The sequence below is a fragment of the Massilia sp. genome (assembly GCF_032106685.1).
GTDB lineage: Bacteria > Pseudomonadota > Gammaproteobacteria > Burkholderiales > Burkholderiaceae_D > Telluria.
Window position 1 is genome coordinate 88293 of the sequence record NZ_DAMCPG010000016.1, and the last position, 6656, is coordinate 94948.

6 protein-coding genes are annotated in these 6656 nt (G+C 66.4%); all 6 read left to right on the forward strand.

The window, feature by feature from the left end; genetic code table 11:
* The first annotated feature begins 25 nt into the window (after positions 1-25).
* Complete coding sequence (gene pyk / locus RT688_RS11510; protein WP_313705024.1) at positions 26-1480, forward strand: pyruvate kinase; 1455 nt, start codon at positions 26-28, stop codon at positions 1478-1480.
* 57 nt (positions 1481-1537) lie between these two features.
* Positions 1538-2602, forward strand: coding sequence for a class II fructose-bisphosphate aldolase (fba, locus tag RT688_RS11515; RefSeq protein WP_313705015.1), 1065 nt, complete (start codon positions 1538-1540; stop codon positions 2600-2602).
* 119 nt (positions 2603-2721) lie between these two features.
* Positions 2722-3618, forward strand: a complete 897-nt coding sequence (locus tag RT688_RS11520) for a phosphoribosylaminoimidazolesuccinocarboxamide synthase (RefSeq protein WP_313705016.1) — start codon at positions 2722-2724, stop codon at positions 3616-3618.
* Between the two features lies 1 nt (position 3619).
* Complete coding sequence (gene purE / locus RT688_RS11525; protein ID WP_313705017.1) at positions 3620-4123, forward strand: 5-(carboxyamino)imidazole ribonucleotide mutase; 504 nt, start codon at positions 3620-3622, stop codon at positions 4121-4123.
* Positions 4124-4142: 19 nt separating this feature from the next.
* Entirely contained in the window at positions 4143-5345 is a 1203-nt protein-coding gene (locus RT688_RS11530) for a 5-(carboxyamino)imidazole ribonucleotide synthase (RefSeq protein ID WP_313705018.1), read from the forward strand.
* Between the two features lie 2 nt (positions 5346-5347).
* The gene (locus tag RT688_RS11535; protein ID WP_313705019.1) at positions 5348-6379 is read left to right on the forward strand and encodes an L-threonylcarbamoyladenylate synthase; all 1032 of its coding nucleotides are present in this window, start codon (positions 5348-5350) and stop codon (positions 6377-6379) included.
* Positions 6380-6656 lie beyond the last annotated feature (277 nt).

A 6656-nucleotide genomic window follows, 5' to 3' on the forward strand; every position in this document is an offset into this window, starting at 1 on the left:
TCAAGGATTTCAGCACATGCGCCCTCTGTACAACGCGACCAAGATCGTTGCCACCATCGGCCCTGCCTCGACCGACTTCGACATCCTCGTGAAAATGATCCGCGCCGGCGTCGACGTCGTGCGCCTGAATTTTTCGCACGGTAAGGCGCAGGACCACATCGACCGCGCCGCGCTGGTGCGCCGCGCCGCCGCCGAATGCGGCACCGAAGTGGCGATCATGGCCGACATGCAGGGGCCGAAGATCCGCGTTGGCAAGTTTGAAGAGGGCAAGATCTTCCTGAACAATGGCGACAAGTTCATCCTCGACGCCAAGTGGGGAGAAAATGGCGAGCTGGGCAACCAGGAACGCGTCGGCCTCGACTACAAGGCGCTGCCGCGCGACGTGAAGCCGGGCGACAAGCTGCTGCTCAACGACGGCCTGATCGTCCTCGTCGTCGACCGCGTCGTCGGCCACGAGATCTGCACCACGGTGAAGGTCGGCGGCGAGCTGTCGAACAACAAGGGCATCAACCGCATGGGCGGCGGCCTGACCGCGCCGGCGCTCACCTCGAAGGACATGGAAGACATCAAGACCGCGATGAGCTTCCAGGCCGACTACCTCGCCATTTCCTTCCCGAAGAGCGCGACCGACATGGAGATGGCGCGCCAGCTGGCCAACATCGCCGGCGAGCCGTATGGCCACAAGCCGATGATGATCGCCAAGATCGAGCGCGCCGAAGCGATTCCCGTGCTGCAGGAAATCCTCGACGCCTCCGACGGCATCATGGTCGCGCGCGGCGACCTGGCGGTGGAAGTGGGCAATGCCGCCGTGCCGGCGCTGCAAAAGCGCATGATCCGCATGGCGCGCGCCTCGAACAAGCTGGCGATCACCGCGACCCAGATGATGGAGTCGATGATCGTCAATGCCGTGCCGACCCGCGCCGAAGTGTCGGACGTGGCCAACGCCGTGCTGGACGGCACCGACGCCGTCATGACCTCGGCCGAGACCGCATCGGGCAAGTACCCGGTCGAGACCGTCGAAATGATGGCCGCGATCTGCCTGGAAGCGGAGCAATCGGAATACAACAAGCTCGACGCGGACTTCCTGAACGTGGAATTCACCCGCATCGACCAGTCGATCGCCTACGGCACGCTGTTCACCGCCCACCACCTGGCGGTGAAGGCGATCGTCGCCCTGACCGAGTCGGGCTCGACCGCGCTGTGGATGAGCCGTCATAACATCGACACCCCGATTTTTGCCCTGACCCCGTCACAAACGACGCAGCGCAAGGCTTCGCTGTACCGGAACGTGCGAGCATTCCACCTGCTGCAGGAAGGCGGCAGCCACGCCGTGTTGCGCAAGGCGGAAGAGCTCCTGATCAAGGAGGGCATGGTGAACCCGGGCGACACCATCGTCGTGACCTGGGGCTCGCCGATGGGCGAGGCCGGCGGCACCAACGCGCTCAAGATCGTGCGCGTGGGCGAGACCTACAAGGATTAATCGCGGCTTCGCGTTGTCGAAGCCAAGAACAGGTTTTTTTCTATTGGAGTACTAACCATGGCACTCGTATCACTGCGTCAATTGCTGGACCACGCCGCCGAACACGGCTACGGCCTGCCGGCGTTTAACGTCAACAACCTGGAGCAGGTGCAGGCCATCATGGCCGCGGCCGATGCCACCGGTTCGCCGGTGATCATGCAGGCCTCCGCAGGCGCGCGCAAGTACGCCGGCGAAGCCTTCCTGCGCCACCTGATCGACGCCGCCGTCGAAGCCTACCCGCACATCCCGGTCGTCATGCACCAGGACCACGGCCAGTCGCCGGCGGTCTGCATGGCCGCGATCCGTTCGGGCTTCAGCTCGGTGATGATGGACGGTTCGCTCGAAGCCGACGGCAAATCGGTCGCTTCCTACGAATACAACGTCGAGGTGTCGAAAGAGGTCGTGAAGTTCGCGCACGCTATCGGCGTGACGGTGGAAGCCGAACTGGGCGTGCTCGGTTCGCTGGAAACCATGAAGGGCGACAAGGAAGACGGCCACGGCGCCGACGGCACCATGACCCGCGAGCAGCTGCTGACCGACGTCGACCAGGCGGCGGATTTTGTCGCGCGCACCCAGTGCGACGCCCTGGCGATCGCCATCGGCACCTCGCACGGCGCCTATAAATTCACCCGCAAGCCGACCGGCGACATCCTGGCGATCGACCGCATCAAGGAAATCCACGCCCGCATCCCGAACACCCACCTGGTGATGCACGGCTCGTCGTCGGTGCCGCAGGAACTGCTGGCCATCATCCGCGAATTCGGCGGCGACATGAAAGAGACCTATGGCGTGCCGGTCGAAGAGATCCAGGAAGGCATCAAGCACGGTGTCCGCAAGATCAACATCGACACCGACATCCGCCTGGCCATGACCGCCGCGATCCGCAAGTACATGTTCCAGAACCCGTCGAAGTTCGACCCGCGCGACTACCTGAAGCCGGCGCGCGAAGCCGCGACCGAGGTCTGCAAGGCGCGCTACCTGTCCTTCGGCTGCGAAGGCATGGCCGCGAAGATCAAGCCGATCCCGCTGGAAAAAATGGCCGAGCGTTACAAGGCCGGCGAGCTGGCGCAAGTCGTCAAGTAATATTGCGTTTGGAACGGGCTGCTGCGGCAGCCCGCGCTTCTTATCAGTCTTATCGGCGGGCGGCGTCGTTGTCGGCCTGCCGATGTTCGCTTAGTTTGTACCCCCCTGATTGCCCTTCTATGAACAGCCTCTACCAATCCACGATCCAGTCCCTGCCACTGCTCGGCCGCGGCAAAGTGCGCGACAACTACGCCGTCGGCGACGACAAGATCCTGATCGTCACCACCGACCGCCTGTCGGCCTTCGACGTCGTCATGAACGAGCCGATCCCCGGCAAGGGCATGGTGCTGAACCAGATGAGCGACTTCTGGTTCGAGAAACTCGGCCACATCGTGCCGAACCACCTGACCGGCGTGGCGCCGGAGAGCGTCGTGGCGCCGGAGGAAGTCGAGCAGGTGCGCGGCCGTGCCGTCGTCGCCAAGCGCTTGAAACCCATCCTGGTCGAGGCCGTCGTGCGCGGCTACATCATCGGCTCGGGCTGGAAGGACTATCAGCAAAGCGGCAAGATCTGCGGCATCGAATTGCCCGCCGGCCTGCGCCAGGCGGATAAACTGCCGGAACCGCTGTTCACCCCGGCCGCGAAAGCCGACATCGGCGAGCACGACGAGAACATCTCGTTCGCCGACATGGAGCAGCGCATCGGTTCGGAACTGGCGAACAAGATCCGCGACGTCTCGATCCAGCTCTACAAGACCGCCGCCGACTACGCCGCCACCCGCGGCATCATCATCGCCGACACCAAGTTCGAGTTCGGCCTGGACGACAACGGCGTGCTGCACCTGATGGACGAAGTCCTGACCGCCGATTCCTCGCGCTTCTGGCCGGCCGATTCGTACGCGCCGGACATGTCGCCGCCGTCCTTCGACAAGCAGTTCGTGCGCGACTACCTGGAAACGCTCTCCGACTGGAACAAGACCGCGCCGGCGCCCAGCCTGCCGCAGGACGTGATCGCGAAAACCCAGGCCAAGTATTTCGAAGCCATCGAACGCCTGACCGGCGAAAAGCTGAAGGTATAAGATGACGGAACAAGCAGTGAACAAGCCGCTGGTCGGCGTCATCATGGGTTCGTCCTCGGACTGGGACGTGATGAAGAACGCGGTCGACGTGCTCAAGCAATTCGGCGTGCCGTTCGAGGCGCAGGTGATCTCGGCGCACCGCATGCCGGACGAGATGTTCGCGTATGCCGAGAGCGCGCGTTCGCGCGGCCTGCGCGCCATCATCGCCGGCGCCGGCGGGGCGGCCCACCTGCCGGGCATGGTGGCGGCGAAGACCATCGTGCCGGTGCTGGGCGTGCCGGTGCCCTCGAAATACCTGCGCGGCGAGGATTCCTTGCTGTCGATCGTGCAAATGCCGAAAGGCGTGCCGGTGTCGACCTTCGCCATCGGCGAAGCCGGCGCCGCGAACGCCGCGCTGACGGCGGTGGCGATGATCGCCGCCAACGACGACGCCCTGGCCGCGCAGCTGGAGCAGTTCCGCAAGGACCAGACCGCCGCCGCCCAGGCGATGGTCCTGCCTGTCTGAAAGCCCAGGTTGAATCGTGATGAGTAATACCCAGCATCCTCCCTTTCTCCCAAGCGCCAATCCGCCGACCTGGCTGGGCGTGATGGGAGGCGGCCAGCTCGGCCGCATGTTCGCCCACGCCGCGCAGGCGATGGGCTACAAGGTCGCCGTGCTCGAGCCCTCGCTTGCGTGTCCCGCGGGGCAGGTGGCCGAGCGCCTGGTCAACGCCGACTACACCGACACGATCGCGCTGGGCCAATTGGCGGCCCTGTGCAGCGCCGTCACCACCGAGTTCGAGAACGTTCCGGCCGACAGCATGAATTTGCTGGCCCAGGGCAGCTTCGTCGCCCCCGCCGGCAACTGCGTGGCGATCGCCCAGGACCGTGTGCTGGAAAAGCGCTTCTTCGTCGATTGCGCGCCGCGGTCGGGCGTGATGCCGGCGCCGCACAAGGTGATCGCATCGAACGAAGACATCGACGCCATCGATGACGACCTCCTGCCTGGCATCCTCAAAACGGTGCGCATGGGCTACGACGGCAAGGGCCAGGTGCGTGTCAACAGCCGCGAGGACGTGCGCGCCGCCTTCGACGCCATGGGGCAAGTGACCTGCCTTCTGGAAAAGATGCTGCCGCTGGCCTACGAGGTCTCGGTGCTGACCGCGCGCGGCGTTGACGGCGCCTCGGTCGTGTATCCGACCGCCGAGAACGTGCACCGCGACGGCATCCTGTTCACCACCACCGTGCCGGGCCCGAACGTCTCGAGCGAATGCGCGCGCAAGGCCCAGGACGCGGCGCGCGCCATCGTGGCCGAGCTCGGCTACGTGGGCGTGCTCTGCATCGAGTTCTTCGTGCTGGAAGACGGTTCCCTGGTCGTCAACGAAATGGCGCCGCGTCCGCACAACAGCGGCCACTACACGATCGACGCCTGCGTCACCAGCCAGTTCGCCCAGCAGGTGCGGGCGATGGCGAGAATGCCGCTGGGCGATGTGCGCCAGCATTCGCCGGCCGTCATGCTCAACATCCTGGGCGACGTCTGGTTCGATGGCGCGGGTGACGATGCGCAGCTGCGCGAGCCCGCCTGGGACCGCGTGCTGGCGTTGCCCGGCGCCTTCCTGCACCTGTACGGCAAGGACGATCCGCGCCGTGGGCGCAAGATGGGCCACGTGACGTTTGTTGCGCCGACTCTGGCCGAGGCGCAGGAACAGCTGCGCGCGGCCTGCGCCATCCTGGGGATCGCGCCGTGAGCATGGACGAAGCAATCATCGACCAGGCCGCCATTGCCGCGGGCGCGCGCGCGCTCGAAGCGGGCCAGCTGGTCGCCTTCCCGACCGAGACCGTCTACGGCCTCGGGGCCGACGCCGAGAATCCGGCGGCGGTCGCCGCGATCTACGCCGCCAAGGGCCGCCCTCAGGATCACCCCGTGATCGTGCACCTGGCGCCCGAAGCGGACATCGCGCATTGGGCTTGCGAGATCCCGCCGCAGGCGCATGCGCTGGCCGAGGCCTTCTGGCCCGGTCCGCTGACCATGATCCTCAAGCGCGCGCCGAACATTCCCGATGCCGTCAGCGGCGGCCAGGACACCGTCGGCCTGCGCTGCCCGTCGCACCCGGTGGCCATCGCCCTGCTGCGCGCCTTCAAGGGCGGGCAGGGCGGGGTGGCCGCGCCTTCGGCGAACAAGTTCGGGCACGTCAGCCCGACCCTGGCCCAGCACGTGCGCGACGAATTCGGCGCCGACGGCTCGGTCGCCATGGTGCTCGACGGCGGCGCCGCCCAGGTCGGGATCGAGTCGACCATCGTCGATTTGTCGCGCCTGGCGAGCCACGGCCCGGTGCTGCTGCGTCCCGGCCACGTGAGCGCGGAAGCGATCGCGGCGGTCATCGACCAGCTGCCGAGCGCGCCCGACGCCGCGGCGCCGCGCGCCTCCGGCACGCTCGAGTCGCACTATGCGCCGCACACGCCGGTGGCGATGCAGGACACGGCCAGCCTGGCCCAAACCCTGGCCCGCCTGCACGATGCCGGGCGCAAGGTCGCGCTGATCCATTACTCGGATCTGCCGCCGACCCACGCCGGCGAGCGCCTGCCGGCCACGCCGGAAGGGTTTGCCCATGCGCTGTACGCGGCGCTGCGCGCCATGGACGGCAAGGGCGCCGACTTGATCCTGGTCGAGGCCCCGCCGCAAGGCGGCGCCTGGCTCGGCGTGAACGACCGCCTGCGCCGCGCCGCCCACGGCTCGACCGGCATCGTGCACGGCCTGCTCAACCGCGACGCCGGCGTGTAAGCGCGTTCGTAGGGTGGGCGCCTGTGCCCACGCGGTCTCACCCTCGACAAACCCGCAGCATTACACGGTCGTGCGGTGTTCAAGCGGTCAAACCGCGTGGACACAGGTGTCCACCCTACAAAACCCCAACGCTGCAGTTCGTAGGGTGGGCACCTGTGCCCACGCGGTCTCACGGTCGGCAAACCCGCGGCATCGCACGGTCGTGCGCTCTTCAAGCGGTCAAACCGCGTGGGCTCAAGAGCCCACCCTACAAAATCCCCAACGCTGCAGTTCGTAG

Coding starts and splice junctions, on each gene's coding strand:
- fba (WP_313705015.1), top strand. CDS start 1,538: ATGGCACTCGTATCACTGCGTCAATTGCTGGACCACGCCGCCGAACAC.
- RT688_RS11520 (WP_313705016.1), top strand. CDS start 2,722: ATGAACAGCCTCTACCAATCCACGATCCAGTCCCTGCCACTGCTCGGC.
- purE (WP_313705017.1), top strand. CDS start 3,620: ATGACGGAACAAGCAGTGAACAAGCCGCTGGTCGGCGTCATCATGGGT.
- RT688_RS11530 (WP_313705018.1), top strand. CDS start 4,143: ATGAGTAATACCCAGCATCCTCCCTTTCTCCCAAGCGCCAATCCGCCG.
- RT688_RS11535 (WP_313705019.1), top strand. CDS start 5,348: ATGGACGAAGCAATCATCGACCAGGCCGCCATTGCCGCGGGCGCGCGC.